The organism is Brevundimonas sp. M1A4_2e (assembly GCF_053345555.1).
In genome coordinates this window covers 409,725-423,762 of sequence record NZ_JBKFAI010000002.1, presented here as the reverse complement: position 1 = coordinate 423,762, position 14,038 = coordinate 409,725, and the positions used below count along the sequence as shown (strand labels likewise).

Sequence of the window (14,038 nt, the reverse complement as noted above, 5' to 3'; positions counted from 1 at the left end):
AGGGGTTGCGAGGCATCCAAGTCTCGCAACCCCTTTTTGCGTCGCGAGACCCGTCATCCAGGCCCGGACGGGCCGCGTTCTCCCTCAAAGGGAGAAGGATATAAAAAAAGGCCCAGGCGTTATGCCCGGGCCTTTCGCTTTGCGCCTGATCGAAATCAGGCCGTTTCTTCTTCCGCTTCCTTCACCGCCGCGCCCTTGGCCGGGGTGATGTCGAAGGCGATCTTGCCGTCCTTCAGCTCGACCTTGACGTGGCCGCCGCGGGTCAGGCGGCCGAACAGGATGTCGTCGGCCAGCGGCTTCTTGATGTGCTCCTGAATGACACGGGCCAGCGGACGCGCGCCATACAGTTCGTCGAAGCCGTTCTTGGCCAGCCAGTCGGCCGCCTCGTCGGTCAGTTCGATGGTGATGTTGCGGTCCGCCAGCTGGGCTTCCAGCTGCAGCACGAACTTGGTGACCACCGAGCGGATCGTCTCGGCGCCCAGCGGCTTGAAGGCCACGATGGCGTCCAGACGGTTGCGGAACTCAGGGGCGAACAGGCGCTGGATGGCCTTTTCGTCCTCGCCCTCGACCTTGCCCCGGCCGAAGCCGATGGCCGCGCGCGCGTTGTCGGCGGCGCCCGCGTTGGTCGTCATGATCAGGATGACGTTCCTGAAATCGACCTTCTTGCCCACCGCGTCGGTCAGCGTCCCGTTGTCCATCACCTGCAGCAGGATGTTGTAGACGTCGGGGTGCGCCTTCTCGATCTCGTCCAGCAGCACGACGGAGTGCGGATGCTGGTCCACGGCGTCAGTCAGCAGGCCGCCCTGATCATGGCCGACATAGCCTGGAGGCGCGCCGATCAGGCGGCTGACCGTGTGGCGCTCCATGTATTCGCTCATGTCGAAGCGCTGCATCTCGATGCCGAGGGTGGCGGCCAGTTGCTTGGCCACCTCGGTCTTGCCGACGCCGGTCGGGCCGCTGAACAGGAAGGCGCCGATGGGCTTGTTCGGATCGCGCAGACCCGCCCGCGCCAGCTTCATCGCCGACGAGACCTGATCGATGGCCTGTTCCTGACCGAAGACGGCGCGCTTCAGATCGGTCTCCAGCTCACGCAGGGATTCCGTGTCCGACTTCGACACCGACTTGGCCGGGATGCGGGCCATCTTGGCGATGACGGCCTCGACCTCCTTCTGGCCGATGACCTTCTTGCGCTTCGATTCCGGCAGCAGCATCTGCGACGCCCCCGCCTCGTCGATCACGTCGATGGCCTTGTCCGGCAGCTTGCGGTCGGTGATGTAGCGCGCCGACAGATCGACCGCCGTGCGAATGGCCGAGTCGGTGAAACGCAGCTTGTGGTGCGTCTCATAGGTCGTCTTCAGGCCCTTGAGGATCTTCACCGTGTCCTCGATCGTCGGCTCATTGACGTCGATCTTCTGGAAGCGGCGCACCAGGGCGCGGTCCTTCTCGAAGTGCTGGCGATATTCCTTGTAGGTGGTCGACCCCATGCAGCGCAGGCTGCCGGACGCCAGGGCAGGCTTCAGCAGGTTCGACGCATCCATAGCCCCGCCCGAGGTCGCGCCCGCGCCGATCACCGTGTGGATCTCGTCGATGAACAGGACCGCGTTGTCGTGGCTCTCCAGCTCCTTGACGACCTGCTTCAGCCGCTCCTCGAAGTCGCCGCGATAGCGGGTGCCCGCCAGCAGCGAGCCCATGTCGAGGCTGTAGATCGTCGCGTCCTTCAGGACTTCCGGCACCTCGCCGTTGACGATCTTGCGCGCCAGACCCTCGGCGATGGCGGTCTTGCCGACGCCGGGGTCGCCGACCAGCAGCGGGTTGTTCTTGGTGCGGCGGCACAGAATCTGAATCGAGCGCTCGACCTCGGCCTGACGCCCGATCAGCGGGTCGATCTTGCCGCTCTTGGCCTTCTCGTTCAGGTCGACGCAATAGGCCTCCAGCGCCTCGCCGCCCTGTTTGACGACCGAGCCGTCCTCGGCCTCTTCAGGACTGGCGCCGCGCACCGATCGGGCCTCGTTGGCCCCGGCCTTCTTGGCGATGCCGTGAGCGATGAAGTTGACCGCGTCGTAGCGCGTCATGTCCTGCTCCTGCAGGAAATAGGCGGCGTGGCTTTCGCGTTCGGAGAAGATGGCGACCAGGACGTTGGCGCCGGTCACTTCCTCGCGGCCGGACGACTGCACATGGATGACCGCGCGCTGGATCACGCGCTGGAAGCCCGCCGTCGGCTTGGCGTCGTCGCCATCGGCCGTGGCCAGGGCGGCCAGGTCCGTGTCGACATAGGAGCCGAGCGCAGCCTTCAGCGCGCCCAGATCGACGTTGCAGGCCGTCATCACGGCCGAGGCGTCCGGATCGTCGATCAGGGCCAGCAGCAGATGTTCAAGCGTGGCGTATTCGTGCCGGCGCTCGTTGGCGTAGTGGACCGCGCGGTGCAGGGTCTCTTCGAGAGGACGGGAAAACGAAGGCATGGCAGGTTCCTCTCAGTCCTTTTCCATCGTGCATTGCAGGGGGTGCTGGTGGCGCCGCGCCGTCTCGACCACCTGGGCGACCTTGGTTTCGGCCACTTCGTAGGTGAAGACGCCGCAGACCCCGACGCCATGCTGGTGCACGTGCAGCATGATGCGGGTCGCGTCCTCGCGGCTCTTCTGGAAGAACCGCTCCAGCACGTAGATGACGAACTCCATGGGGGTGTAGTCGTCATTCAGGATCAGCACCCGATAAAGCGAGGGGCGCTGAAGTTTCGGCTTTGTCTCGGTGACGACGGCGGCGCCTGCGCCTCCGCCTTGTTCACCTGGCCGTCTGTTAGGCATTCGTGGTCCGTAATCGGGGAGTGTCGAGGATCAGATAGGGAATGATGGCCTGATTTGTAGAGGCGTCCAGCCTGCAGACGCTCACGCACGCCCAGTTGATAGCTAAACGTGAAAAAGCCCCGGCGTTTCCACCGGGGCCTTTCCGAAAGTCTGAGTTACGGAGGCGCGGCTTAGCGGGCGCCCTGGAACTGCTCGACAGCGGCCGAAACGCGCTCGTTGATCGGCTTGAAGCTGTCCTTGACCGAGGCGGTCATGGTCTCGGTCGCCTTGCCGAACTCGGCCAGATAGGCCTCGGCGGCCGACTTGGCCCAGTTGGTCTGCAGTTCGAACAGTTCCTGCATCGAACGGGCCTGCGAGAAGGACTGGGCGGCGGCGACGCCGTCTTCCCAGGACTTCTTGCCGTAGGCCACGGCCTGTTGCGACAGGGCCTCGGCGCCCTTCTGGGCGGCGGCGGCGGATTCGACCACGGCTTCCAGGTTCTTCTTGCCGTGCGCATTCAGCTCGCTCAGCGAGGCGACGGACTTGTCCACGCCTTCCCGGAACGCCTGGGCGCCGGCGGCCTGGATGGATTCAGCCTGGGCCTTGGCCTTGGCGGTCGTTTGTTCGACGGTCTTCTTCACGGTCTCAGCGGCGTCAGCCATGGGGAGTCTCCTGAAGCGAAAGGTTTCTTGCGACAGGCGGAGCCCATCGCGACAACGGCGATATGGTGCACTTGCGAAGAGACTTCAAGTGAAATTTGTGCACTGCACAATATTATCATTGATAACCTTCCTGCCGACTTCGCAGGAGCGATCACAAGTCTGTTGACGCGCCGTTAACCCTCTCGAAACCGGGCGAGCCGATGTTAGCGTTTGTAACGTGCGTGATCGCAGCCGTCTTCGCGCCACAGTGACGAGGCTAGTAGCTTGCCCATGAACGCCCTCTTCCGCCGTCGCTTCCTGGCCGCCCTGGTCCTGGGGGGCATCGTCCTGACGCCGACGGTCGGCGTCGCTCCTCCGGAAGCCCAGTCCTCGGACAGCCGATACGCGGCCATTGTGGTGGACGCCGCCTCGGGCGAGGTGATGTTCTCACGCTTTGCCGACGCCCGCCGATATCCCGCCTCCATCACCAAGGTCATGACCCTGTATCTGGCGTTCGAGGCGCTGGAGTCGGGCAAGGTCAAGCTGGACGACAACCTGACCGTCTCGCCCCGGGCGGCCTCTCAGCCGCCGTCCAAGCTGGGCCTGGCGGCTGGCCAGACGATCAGTCTCGACGACGCCATGCGCGCCACCGCCGTCCGCAGCGCCAACGACATGGCCGTGGTGATCGCCGAACACATTGGCGGCTCCGAGGGCCGCTTCACCCAGATGATGACGGAGAAGGCGCGCGAGCTGGGGATGGAGCACACCCGCTTCACCACCGCCAACGGACTGCCCGACACGCGCCAGGCGACCACGGCGCGCGACCTGTCGATCCTCAGCCGCGCGGTGATGCGCGACTATCCGCAATACTATCGCTACCTCGGCCTGCACGACTGGTTCTACAAGGGCCGCGACTACCGCAACACCAATGGCCTGCTGGCCACCGGGCGCGGCTATGACGGCATCAAGACCGGCTTCACCAACGCCTCGGGCTATAATCTGGCGGCGTCTTCCGTGCGCGACGGCAAGCGGCTGATCACCATCGTCATGGGCGGGCGCTCGACCGCCAGCCGCAACGCTCACGTTGCTGAGCTGATGGACACCGGGTTCGAGGTCCAACGTCGCCGCAGTCAGGGCGAGACCATCCAACTGGCTCAGGCCTTCTTCGAACAGCGCGGCTATGGGATCAGCAGCGAGCCTGCCGCCACGGTCGCCTACGCCTCCCTATCCGACGAGGACGGCGAAGGCGTCAGCGGCTCGACCGAAGTGGCCTATGTCTCCGGTCCGCCGCCGCGCAGCCTGCCGACCGAGGTGACGCCGCCGCCGTCGGCCCGCCGCGCCGAGAACCGCCCGCCCGAAAACCTCACCGCCGCGCTGAACGGCGGATCGGCTGCGACGTCGGCGGCCCCTGCCCGTGCGACCCGCAACACCCCCGCGCGGGCCGCCGCCCCTGCTCCGGCCGGTCGCTGGACCGTCCAGGTCGGCGCCTTCCGCGAAGAAGCCGTGGCCCGCGACTGGCTGAACAACATCAGCCGCCGCTTCTCCGGCCAATTCTCGAACGCCCAACGTGACGTGCAGACAGCCAACGGTTGGTATCGCTCGCGCTTCACCGGCATGACCCAGCAGGCGGCCGAGGCGGCGTGCGAGGCTCTGTCGGAACGCCGCGTCACCTGCATGGTGGTGCGTCCCAGCTAAGGCGGCGCTTCCGGGCGCCCCGGCCTTGTCCTGAATGAGCGTGGACGAGGCCGGTCGGATCCTGTCGCGGGGGCCGGGACGGCGGCCTTCAGGATAGATCGTCAGGCCCGATCAGCCATGCCGCCGAACAGGGCGCCGGCGATCCAGCTGACGACGCCGGTGACGATCGCCGCCCCGATCCCCGCCCACAGACCGTCGACGACAAAGCCGCCCAGGAACATGGCCGTCAGCCCGATCATGGCCGCGTTCACCACCAGCAGAAACAGGCCGAAGGTGACGATGGTCAGCGGCAAAGTCAGGATCACCATCAACGGCCGCACGAAGGCGTTGACCAGGCCCAGAATGATCGCCGCCGCGACCAGCGAGCCGGTCGAGGTGAACTCTACTCCCGGCACCAGCTTGGCCGAAGCCCACAGGCCGATCGCCGTGACCACGGCCTGAACGATGAAACCCAGCATGACGCCTCCGTCGGTTGAACCTTGACCATATAAGCGCATATCGCGGCGTTCCGCTCCGTGCGTCGGGCCGGATCGCCTGCTAGGCTGGGCGTCCTATCCCGAAGGAGACCTCCATGAGCCTTCACGGCGCCTACGACCCGGACAACATCTTCGCCAAGATCCTGCGCGGCGACATGCCCAGCGTGAAGGTGTGGGAGGACGACGACGTCCTGGCCTTCATGGACGTGTTCCCCCAGTCCGAGGGCCACGTCCTGATCGTGTCCAAGACCTCGACCGCCCGCAACATCCTGGAGATCGAACCCGAGGCGCTGGCCAAGCTGACGGCCGCCGTGCAGCGCACCGCCCGCGCGGTCGAGAAGGCGCTGAAGCCCGAAGGCCTCAGCCTGATGCAGTTCAACGGCGACGCAGGCGGCCAGACAGTGTTCCACCTGCATTTCCACATCGTGCCGCGCTGGTCCGACCGCCCGATGAAAGGCCATGGCCACGCCCCGATGGCCGACGCCGAAGAGCTGAAAACTCTGGCCGAGAAGATCGCCGCCGCGCTCGACTGAGCGTCTCCTACAGCGGCCCTTTGAAGATGAAGAAGGCCCCGCCGGCGATCATGGCGAAGCCGATCAGGTGATTCACCGTCAGCTTCTCGCCCAGATAGAGCACCGAGAAGATCGCGAAGACCAGCAGGGTGATCACCTCCTGCATGGTCTTCAACTCGGCCGCCGAATAGACCTGATGGCCGATGCGGTTGGCGGGCACGGCCAGCCAGTATTCGAAGAAGGCGATGCCCCAGCTGATCAGGACCACGATCCACAACGGCTTGGCCCCGAATTTCAGATGGCCGTACCAGGCGAAGGTCATGAAGACGTTCGACAGGGCCAGCATGACGATGGGCGCGAGATAGGGCAGCGTGGGCATTCCATCAGTGTGCTTGCGTCAAAGAGATTCCGCCAGCATAAGGCGGGCCACGCCGGTTTAGCTCAGCTGGTAGAGCAGCGGTTTTGTAAACCGAAGGTCGCGGGTTCGATTCCTGCAACCGGCACCACTCTCGCGGCCTCCCCCATGTCCGAGACGACCAACAAACTGGGTCACAGGATCCGAACGCGCGGCGCGCGCACCCGCCGCGCCCTGCTGGACGCCCTGCGCGCCCTGCTGAACACCAAGCATCTGGGCGAGATCCGCGCCGCCGACGTGGCGATGGCGGCGGGCGTATCGGCGCCGACCTTCTACACCTACTTCGCCTCGGTCGAGGAAGGCCTGCAACTGCTGTGCGAAGAGGCGGGCGAGGACTTTCAGCGGCTGGCAGCCCACATCCACGCGGACTGGTCGGGCGACCGGGCGTTCGAGGCCGCGCGGGCCTATGTGCTGGAGGTGCTGAACCTCTGGAACGACCACGGGCCGGTGCTGCGCGTCGAACAGATGCTGGCCGACATGGGCGAGCCCGCCTTCGCCGAAAGCCGTATCCGGCGCCTGCGTCGCCTTCACCTGGCGCTGGAGCGCCGCATCGCCCAGGCCCACGCCAACGGCCTGCACCCCGAAGGCCTGAATCCCCGCCTGGCCTCCTATGAAACGGCGAACCTGGTGGAGTCTGTCGCCGCCGGTTTCGACCTGATGCGCCGCGCCGACACGCCCGAAGCCATCATCGAAACCACCGCCCATGTCGTGGTGAAGCTGACCACCGGGCGCTGACGACCGCCGCGAGGCTTGGACAAGCTGTCCATTGCGGCGGCGCCTTCATGGGGTAAGCATGATCGTTGTCTTAGGAGTGCGTCATGTCCCGTCTTTCGTCCTTTCCTTCGATCCGCAACATCGCGGCCCCAGCTGTCGCCCTGAGCGCCGTGCTGACGCTGGCCGCCTGCGGCCCGAACGACGCCGCGCCCGCCGCCGACAACGCGCCGCAAGCGCCCAAGGCGCCGTCGCCCACCGAGGCCCAGAAGCTCGCCCTGCTCGCCGCCCTGCCCGCGCCTTATAACGAGGCCGACCTAGACAACGGCCGCCGCGCCTTCGCGCGCTGCCGGTCGTGCCACACCATCACGCCGGGCGGGCCGAACATGACGGGGCCGAACCTCTATGGCGTCTTCGGCAGCAAGGCGGGCGCCAAGGAAAAATACAGCTATTCCCACGCCCTGCGCACGGCGGGCTTCACCTGGGACGCCGAGACGTTGGACCACTGGCTGCAGAACCCCCGCACCTTCCTGCCCGGCAACAAGATGAGCTTCGCCGGCCTGCCCGACGCCACGGACCGCCGCGACGTCATCGCCTTCCTGAAGGTCGAGACGGGATTCAAACCCCAGGCCGAGTGAGCCGAGACAGCCAGACAAGCAAAAGGGCGGCGGATCATGGAGGTCCGCCGCCCTTCGCATATACAAGGACCAGAGCGGCCTATTCCGCCGGGCTCATGTCCGGCTGGACGCCCTGGCGCTTCTCTTGCGCTTCCCACTCCTCGATCTTGCGGGCGGTGTATTCCGGCGACTTGGTGAAGCGCGCCAGCACGCCATAGATCACCGGCACCACGAACAGGGTCAGCACCGTGGCGAACATGGCGCCGGTGAAGATCACCACGCCGATGGTCTGACGACTGCCCGCCCCCGCGCCTTGCCACAGCACCAGCGGCAGGGCGCCGAAGGCGGTGGCGATCGAGGTCATGATGATCGGGCGCAGACGCAAGCTGGAGGACTCGATGATGGCCTCGCGGATGCTCCGGCCCTGGTCGCGCAGCTGGTTGGCGAACTCCACGATCAGGATGCCGTTCTTGGCCGCGACGCCGATCAGGATGATCAGGCCGATCTGGCTGTAGATGTTCAGGCTGGAGCCCGCCATCAGCAGGCCGAACAGCCCGCCCGCCGCCGCCAGCGGCACCGTCAGCATGATGACCGCCGGGGTGATCCAGCTCTCGAACTGGGCCGCCAGCACCAGGAAGACCAGCAGCAGAGCCAGGGCGAAGGCCCAGCCCACGGCGCTGCCCGCCTCCTGCTGGTCGCGGGCCGCGCCGCCCCAGCGGATATTGGTCACGCCCTGCGGCTGCTTGGCGGCCTCGGCCATCAGGAACTGAACGGCGTCGTCGATGGTGGTGCCGGGATTCAGGTCGGCCTGCAGGGTGATGGCGCGCTGGCGATCCAGACGGCGACGATCCGGCGTGTCGCCCGAGGTCTTGGTCGTGACCACCGCCGACAGCGGCACCAGCTGCGCCGTGCCGGTCGAGACATAGAGCGCCTCAAGGTCCGAAACCTCGCGGCGGCTGTCGCGGTCGGTTTGCAGGATGACGTCATATTCCTGGCCGCCCTTGATGTAGGTGGTGGCGCGGCGCGAACCGAACATGGTCTCCAGCGTGCGGCCGATCTGCTGTGACGAGACGCCGAGCGCCGCCGCCTTCTGCGGATCGACATCGACCAGCAGGCGCGGCGCGTTCGGCTCATAGTTCAGGCGCGGACGCGAGAAGCCGGGGTTGTCCTGCGCCGCCGCCAGAATGGGCTGCAGCCAGTTATAGATGGCGGAATACTCCGACCCCGTGACGATCATGTCGATCGAGTTGGAGTTGCCCCCGCCGCGCTGGAAGGCGCCGGGCGTCGAGGCGTTGACCTGTGCGCCGGTCTGATTGCGCAGCTTGCCGTTCAGCTCCTGTGCGATCTCGTCCGCCGAGCGGTCGCGCTCGGACCAGTCAGCCAGGTTCAGCACGGCGCTGCCCGAACTGAAGCCTGAGCCGCCGAACCCTGGCGAGGAAATCATGTAGTTGGCCGCCTCGCCGTTCTCGCGATACTCGGCCAGCAGCGGCTCGAGCCCCAGCATGATCTCGCGCGTATAGTCAAAGCCCGTGCCTTCCGGCCCGGCGATCCGCACGGTGACCCGGCCGCGGTCCTCGTTCGGCACCAGTTCGTTGGGCAGATGCAGGAAGATGCCGGTCGCGCCCGCCGCCACCAGGACGATCAAAGCGGCCACCCCGCCGACAGCGACCCGGCGGCCCAGCAAGGCGTCCAGCGAAGCGGCGTAGGACCGCTTCAGCGCTTCCATGCCTGCATCCACGCGTCGCGCGACCCAGCCGCCGGTCTGCGCCGGCTTCAGGATTTTTGACGCCAGCATCGGCGACAGGCTCAGCGCCAGGAAGGCCGAGAAGGCCACGGCCGCCGCAATCGCCGCCGCCAGCTCGACGAACAGCCGTCCGACGTAGCCCGGGAGGAACAGAAGAGGCGCGAACACGGACAGCAGGACGACGGTCGTCGCCACCACGGCGAAGAAGACCTGGCGCGCCCCGCGCTCAGCCGCGACCAGCGGCGGCTCGCCGCCGTCAAGGCGGCGCTGAATGTTTTCGACCACGACGATGGCGTCGTCGACGACCAGGCCGATCGCCAGCACCAGAGCCAACAGGGTCAGCAGGTTCAGCGAGAAGCCCAGCGGCGCCAGGACGATGAAGGTCGCCAGCAGGCAGATGGGCGCTACGACCGACGGGATGATCGCGGCGCGCAGGCTGCCCAGGAAGATGAAGTTGACCAGAGCCACCAGGGCCATGGAGATGCCGATCGTCACCCACACCTCGTCGATGGCGTGGGAGGTGAAGACCGAGTTGTCCGACCCGATCTCCAGCGTCGTGCCCGGCGGCAGGCTGGGGCCCACCTCCTCCATCAGCTTACGCACGCCTTCAGAAATCTGCAGGTCGTTGGACTGGGCCTGACGGGTGATGGCCAGGCCGATCTGGTCGATGCCGTTGCCGCGGAACAGGCGGCGCGCTTCGGCGGGCGCCTCCTCGATCCGGGCGATGTCGCCCAGCCGGGTGACATAGGCGGCGTTGCCGATCAGGGCTCCGGTGACGCCATTGGTCATGGCCGCCGACGCCGCGCCCAGAGTGCCGGACGCCTGCGCGCCCGTAGCGGTCGAGGCAGAGCCGCGCGTGCCGATCGGCAGTTGAGCGAAATCCGCCGGGTCGGCGTAGTTGCGCGCCACGCGGACGGTATAGTCCTTCTGCGCCGACTCCAGCGAGCCGGCGGGCAGTTCGACGTTCTGGTTGTTGAGGGCGGTCTCGACGTCGGTGACGGTCAGGCCGCGCGCGGCCATCGCCCCGGCGTCCAGCCAGATACGCATGGCGTAGCGCTGCTCGCCGAAGATATTGACCTGGGCCACGCCCGGCACGGTGGCGAAGCGGTCGACCAGATAGCGGCGGGCGTAATCGGTCAGCTCCAGACGATCCATCGTCGTGGAGCGCAGGAACATGATCAGGATGGGCTGGCTGTCGGAGTCGGCCTTGGCCACCTCGGGCGGATCCGCCTGGTCCGGCAGACGGCCCAGCACGCGCGAGATGCGGTCGCGCACGTCGTTGGCCGCGTCGTCGATGTTGCGATCCAGCGAAAACTCGATGTTGACGTTGGATCGGCCGTCGCGACTGGTCGAGTTGATACGCTGGACGCCTTGGATCCCGGCGATCTGCTGCTCGATCGGCTCGGTGATCCGACTTTCGATCACCTCGGCGGAGGCCCCGGCGTAGCCGGTGCTGACCGAGACGATCGGCGGGTCCACGTCCGGCAGCTCGCGCACCGGCAGGAAGAAGAAGGCCGCCAGGCCGATGACGCACAGGACGATCGCCGCCACCGCCGCAAAGACGGGGCGCCGAACCGAAACATCGGACAGCATCATGGGCGGGCCGCCTGCGTCGCGCGGGCGCCGCCCTTGCTCGGAGCACGCCCTTGAGCGGCTTCACCCTCGACGGTGACAGGAGCGCCGGGCTGAATGCGGTTCAGGCCCGAGGCGACGATGTGGTCGTTGTTGGCCAGCCCCGAAACAATCTCGACATAGCCGCCCTCGACGGCGCCCGTCTGGACCTCGACCCGCTGGGCGGTAGAGCCCTTTTCGCCGCGCGCGATGCGATAGACGAAGGCGCCCTGCCCCTCATACTGAACGGCGGCCTCAGGCACGGCCAGGCTCTGGCGGCGGCCCTGCTGAACGGCGACGCGCATCATCATGCCGGGGCGGATGCGATTGCCAGGATTGGTGAATTCAGCGCGGGCGATGATCGCGCGGGTCTGTTCGTTGACGCGCGTGTCCAACAAGGCGATGCGCCCGTTGAACTCTTCGCCAGGGAAGGCGTCCGTCGTCGCCGTCAGCGGCGCACCCACCGGCAGCACGCCCAGATAGCGCTCCGGCAGCGGGAAATCGACGCGCACGCCGCTGATGTCGTCCAGAGTGGTGATGACCGAACCCGGCGAGATCAGGGTCCCCGGCGTCACCGAGGTCAGCCCCAGCACGCCGGCGAAAGGCGCGCGCAGGATCCGGTCGCCGCGACGGGCTTCCGCCGCCGCCACGGCGGCCTGCGCCGTCTTCAGAGCCGTTTCCGCCGTCTCGGCCATGACGCGCGGCGCTACGCCGCGCTCGGCAAGAATGCGGTAGCGGTCGTACTCGCGCTGGGCGTTCTCCAGCTGGGCCCGGGTGCGGATCAGGTCTGCGTCTTCCTCACGCGCCTGCAACTCGACCAGGGGCGTGCCCGCCGCCACGGCCTGCCCATCAGAGAACATGACCTGGGTCACCAACTGGGTGGTGTTGGAGGTGATGTTGACCGAGCGACGCCCCCGCGCCACGCCCAGAACGCGAATCTGGTCCGCAAACTCACGACGTTGGGCCACGACCTCGGCGACCACCTGGCCGCGCCCGGCACCGGGCCCGCGCGGACCCTTGCGATCGCCTGCGCCGCCGTCGCTGAAGGCGATCTTCAAGACCGCCGCGACGATCATCAGCCCTAACAGACAGGCCGCGCCGATAATGAAAAAATGGCGTTTGAACACGCGACGCAGTCTCCCCGACAACAAGCGCTATCGCTTAACGGGTCATCGCCGTTACGCAAATAACGTATCTGTAACGAGGGTCCTCTCTGATTCCGTCGCGTAAATTTGCTTCAAAAGCGTCGCCAAATTCCGATAACGGGCCCCTGCCCCGCAGGAGTTTCGCGCCCTGCGACCGCCGTTCGCCAGCCGGCCTGCAGGCTCCAATCGCCGAGTCGTCGCACGACTGATGTTTCCAGCGAAAGCCAGCGCGGCCCGTCTTTATCCGCCGCTCCGGCATAGGCCTGGCCCAGCAGCAGCCAGTCCGGCGCGAGATACAGGCCCGCCGTCACGTCCAGCCGCGTCTCGTCATTCAGCCCCGCGCGCCATAGCCGCGCCGCCTGCGCCTCGATGAAGCCGCCCTGCCCGTCGGCGCCCAGGCTGCGCCCCGCCATCACCCGCGCCTCCCAGTCGTGATCGCCGGCCCCGGGCGGCGCATAGCCGGCGTTGCGCCCCTCGCCGCCCTGAGCGTAGCCGACATAGACGGCGGCGGCGTTGCGCGTATCGCGATAGGCCTGCCAGCGCACGCCGATCTCAATCGGGCCGCGTCCCCGATAGTCGACGAAGGCGTCGCGCCCCTGTTGCCACTCGCCCTTCATCTGCAGGGTGAATCGGTCGTCCAGCCCATACTCGGCAAAGATGGAGAGGGAGCGGTCCAGCCGGTCGTGCGACAGGTCAACCCGTTCGCCATCGGAGGTGAAGGCCTGGTCCGCGCGGATGGTCTCATATTTGACGATCGCCTGCCCTTCGCCCTTGGGCAGGTTCCAGGCGCCCGCATGGGCCGGGCAGCCGACAGCGATGCACGCCAGACCGGCCAGAAGGCCGATCGGGCTGCGCCTTGATCCGCCCCCCAGCGGTCTCACGCGTCGTAGCCGGGCGATTTTCGCTGGAGCTGACGCAGAGCGCCGGGCCAGGCCAGGGACGAGACGAAGCCGATGCCGCGCCCCTGTTCCTTGGTCTCGGCCTGAGCCGCGTCCGGGGCGATCAGGACATTGTCGCGCCCGGCCGACAGGGCGGCGACCTGCTGGGCGCAGGCGCGTTCCAGGAAGAAGATGCCGACCCAGGCCTGCGCCGCCGTGTTGCCGACCGCCATCGTGCCGTGATTGCGCAGCAGCATCAGCGACCGGTCGCCTAGGTCCGCGACCAGACGCTCGCGCTCGTCATGGTTCAGCGCCAGACCCTCGTAGCCGTGGTAGGCGACCTGATGCTGCAACAGGCAGGCGTTCTGGCTGATGGGCAGCAGGCCGTCCTTCTGGGCCGCCACCCCGACGCCGTTCACCGTGTGCAGGTGGATGACGAAATGCGCGTCCTCGCGCGCCGCATGGACGGCCGAGTGGATGGTGAAACCCGCCGGATTGATGAAGCTGTCGGTCTCTTGGACAATGTTGCCGTCCAGATCGACCTTTACCAACGACGACGCTGTAATCTCGTCGAAATACCAGCCGTAGGGGTTGATCAGAAAATGCGTCTCGGGCCCCGGGACGCGGGCCGAGATGTGGGTGAAGATCATGTCGTCCCACCCGTGCAACGCCACCAGCCGATAAAGGGCCGCCAGTTCGACGCGCGTGCGCCATTCGTCTTCCGAAACCCGCCCCTGCAACGAGGGCGCCCCGCTTATCCCATCCGCCATGACCACTCCCCTGATCAGCGTTCAGGTGAACGTCCCCCCGGCA

13 protein-coding genes and 1 tRNA gene are annotated in these 14,038 nt (G+C 66.8%); 5 read left to right on the top strand and 9 right to left on the bottom strand.

The annotated features are described in order from the left end of the window. Positions 1 to 155: 155 nt before the first annotated feature. The 3 genes from clpA to ACLBV5_RS06625 form a co-directional block, all read right to left on the bottom strand. Entirely contained in the window at positions 156 to 2,459 is a 2,304-nt protein-coding gene (gene clpA / locus ACLBV5_RS06635; protein ID WP_134581328.1) for an ATP-dependent Clp protease ATP-binding subunit ClpA, read from the bottom strand. 12 nt (positions 2,460 to 2,471) lie between these two features. Next, the gene (gene clpS / locus ACLBV5_RS06630; protein ID WP_003164443.1) at positions 2,472 to 2,801 is read right to left on the bottom strand and encodes an ATP-dependent Clp protease adapter ClpS; all 330 of its coding nucleotides are present in this window, start codon (positions 2,799 to 2,801) and stop codon (positions 2,472 to 2,474) included. A gap of 170 nt (positions 2,802 to 2,971) precedes the next feature. Next, complete coding sequence (locus ACLBV5_RS06625; protein ID WP_278069353.1) at positions 2,972 to 3,442, bottom strand: phasin family protein; 471 nt, start codon at positions 3,440 to 3,442, stop codon at positions 2,972 to 2,974. A 270-nt stretch (positions 3,443 to 3,712) separates the two neighbouring features. On the opposite strand from ACLBV5_RS06625, the gene ACLBV5_RS06620 reads away from it, so the two are divergent. After that, positions 3,713 to 5,116, top strand: coding sequence for a D-alanyl-D-alanine carboxypeptidase (locus tag ACLBV5_RS06620; RefSeq protein WP_134581329.1), 1,404 nt, complete (start codon positions 3,713 to 3,715; stop codon positions 5,114 to 5,116). Positions 5,117 to 5,217: 101 nt separating this feature from the next. Here the strand turns inward: ACLBV5_RS06620 and ACLBV5_RS06615 are convergent, their stop codons facing one another. Then, entirely contained in the window at positions 5,218 to 5,574 is a 357-nt protein-coding gene (locus tag ACLBV5_RS06615; RefSeq protein ID WP_025977594.1) for a phage holin family protein, read from the bottom strand. A 113-nt stretch (positions 5,575 to 5,687) separates the two neighbouring features. On the opposite strand from ACLBV5_RS06615, the gene ACLBV5_RS06610 reads away from it, so the two are divergent. Beyond that, complete coding sequence (locus ACLBV5_RS06610; protein WP_253122341.1) at positions 5,688 to 6,125, top strand: HIT family protein; 438 nt, start codon at positions 5,688 to 5,690, stop codon at positions 6,123 to 6,125. A 7-nt stretch (positions 6,126 to 6,132) separates the two neighbouring features. On the opposite strand, the gene ACLBV5_RS06605 is transcribed toward ACLBV5_RS06610, so the two are convergent. Then, positions 6,133 to 6,483 (bottom strand): DMT family protein, encoded by a 351-nt coding sequence (locus ACLBV5_RS06605; protein ID WP_303684488.1) that lies wholly within the window; start codon positions 6,481 to 6,483, stop codon positions 6,133 to 6,135. A gap of 51 nt (positions 6,484 to 6,534) precedes the next feature. Here ACLBV5_RS06605 and ACLBV5_RS06600 point away from each other — a divergent pair. The 3 genes from ACLBV5_RS06600 to ACLBV5_RS06590 all read left to right on the top strand — a co-directional run bounded on the left by ACLBV5_RS06600 (position 6,535) and on the right by ACLBV5_RS06590 (position 7,868). Further along, positions 6,535 to 6,610, top strand: a tRNA-Thr gene (locus ACLBV5_RS06600). Positions 6,611 to 6,627: 17 nt separating this feature from the next. Continuing rightward, positions 6,628 to 7,254, top strand: coding sequence for a TetR/AcrR family transcriptional regulator (locus ACLBV5_RS06595; RefSeq protein ID WP_134581330.1), 627 nt, complete (start codon positions 6,628 to 6,630; stop codon positions 7,252 to 7,254). Positions 7,255 to 7,337: 83 nt separating this feature from the next. Beyond that, positions 7,338 to 7,868 carry a c-type cytochrome gene (locus ACLBV5_RS06590; RefSeq protein ID WP_447605173.1) on the top strand — a complete coding sequence of 177 codons (531 nt, stop codon included), beginning with the start codon at positions 7,338 to 7,340 and terminating at the stop codon, positions 7,866 to 7,868. 79 nt (positions 7,869 to 7,947) lie between these two features. Here ACLBV5_RS06590 and ACLBV5_RS06585 read toward each other — a convergent pair whose 3' ends face one another. The 4 genes from ACLBV5_RS06585 to ACLBV5_RS06570 all read right to left on the bottom strand — a co-directional run bounded on the left by ACLBV5_RS06585 (position 7,948) and on the right by ACLBV5_RS06570 (position 13,995). Continuing rightward, complete coding sequence (locus ACLBV5_RS06585) at positions 7,948 to 11,184, bottom strand: efflux RND transporter permease subunit (RefSeq protein WP_035302429.1); 3,237 nt, start codon at positions 11,182 to 11,184, stop codon at positions 7,948 to 7,950. Next, positions 11,184 to 12,329, bottom strand: a complete 1,146-nt coding sequence (locus ACLBV5_RS06580) for an efflux RND transporter periplasmic adaptor subunit (protein WP_025977600.1) — start codon at positions 12,327 to 12,329, stop codon at positions 11,184 to 11,186. The genes ACLBV5_RS06585 and ACLBV5_RS06580 overlap by 1 nt, the downstream gene beginning before the upstream one ends. A 110-nt stretch (positions 12,330 to 12,439) precedes the next feature. Then, the gene (locus tag ACLBV5_RS06575; RefSeq protein WP_447605172.1) at positions 12,440 to 13,228 is read right to left on the bottom strand and encodes a hypothetical protein; all 789 of its coding nucleotides are present in this window, start codon (positions 13,226 to 13,228) and stop codon (positions 12,440 to 12,442) included. Continuing rightward, positions 13,225 to 13,995: a class II aldolase/adducin family protein gene (locus ACLBV5_RS06570; protein ID WP_025977602.1), complete on the bottom strand. Its 771-nt coding sequence runs from the start codon at positions 13,993 to 13,995 to the stop codon at positions 13,225 to 13,227. The genes ACLBV5_RS06575 and ACLBV5_RS06570 overlap by 4 nt, the downstream gene beginning before the upstream one ends. Positions 13,996 to 14,038 lie beyond the last annotated feature (43 nt).

Coding starts and splice junctions, on each gene's coding strand:
- clpS (WP_003164443.1), bottom strand. CDS start 2,801: ATGCCTAACAGACGGCCAGGTGAACAAGGCGGAGGCGCAGGCGCCGCC.
- ACLBV5_RS06625 (WP_278069353.1), bottom strand. CDS start 3,442: ATGGCTGACGCCGCTGAGACCGTGAAGAAGACCGTCGAACAAACGACC.
- ACLBV5_RS06615 (WP_025977594.1), bottom strand. CDS start 5,574: ATGCTGGGTTTCATCGTTCAGGCCGTGGTCACGGCGATCGGCCTGTGG.
- ACLBV5_RS06590 (WP_447605173.1), top strand. CDS start 7,338: ATGTCCCGTCTTTCGTCCTTTCCTTCGATCCGCAACATCGCGGCCCCA.
- ACLBV5_RS06620 (WP_134581329.1), top strand. CDS start 3,713: ATGAACGCCCTCTTCCGCCGTCGCTTCCTGGCCGCCCTGGTCCTGGGG.
- clpA (WP_134581328.1), bottom strand. CDS start 2,459: ATGCCTTCGTTTTCCCGTCCTCTCGAAGAGACCCTGCACCGCGCGGTC.
- ACLBV5_RS06605 (WP_303684488.1), bottom strand. CDS start 6,483: ATGCCCACGCTGCCCTATCTCGCGCCCATCGTCATGCTGGCCCTGTCG.
- ACLBV5_RS06570 (WP_025977602.1), bottom strand. CDS start 13,995: ATGGCGGATGGGATAAGCGGGGCGCCCTCGTTGCAGGGGCGGGTTTCG.
- ACLBV5_RS06595 (WP_134581330.1), top strand. CDS start 6,628: ATGTCCGAGACGACCAACAAACTGGGTCACAGGATCCGAACGCGCGGC.
- ACLBV5_RS06585 (WP_035302429.1), bottom strand. CDS start 11,184: ATGCTGTCCGATGTTTCGGTTCGGCGCCCCGTCTTTGCGGCGGTGGCG.
- ACLBV5_RS06610 (WP_253122341.1), top strand. CDS start 5,688: ATGAGCCTTCACGGCGCCTACGACCCGGACAACATCTTCGCCAAGATC.